Here is a 274-nt window from a genome sequence, read left to right on the forward strand (position 1 = left end):
CTCGTAGTCGTGATAGCCGAGCGAACGCAGCACGATGAACGCGAACTGCGACAGCGGCAGCAGGCCTTCCTTCTGCGCCGACACCGCCACGCCGTTGATCGAGTGCGTGTGCAGCACGCACATGGCGTCCTTGCGGGCCGCGTGGATACAGCTATGGATGGTGAAGCCCGCCGGATTGATGTCGTATTCCGAGTCCATCACCTTGCGCCCGTGCAGATCGATCTTGACCAGGCTGGACGCCGTGATCTCGTCGAACATCATGCCGTACGGGTTG

At 61.7% G+C, this 274-nt stretch carries 1 protein-coding gene; it reads right to left on the reverse strand.

What is annotated here, in order from left to right; translation table 11 throughout:
- A partial coding sequence (locus SB751_RS30370) for a class II aldolase/adducin family protein (RefSeq protein ID WP_410749068.1) occupies window positions 1-274 on the reverse strand: 274 nt, incomplete at both ends.

It is taken from the genome of Cupriavidus sp. SIMBA_020, from assembly GCF_046535395.1.
Lineage (GTDB): Bacteria > Pseudomonadota > Gammaproteobacteria > Burkholderiales > Burkholderiaceae > Cupriavidus > Cupriavidus campinensis.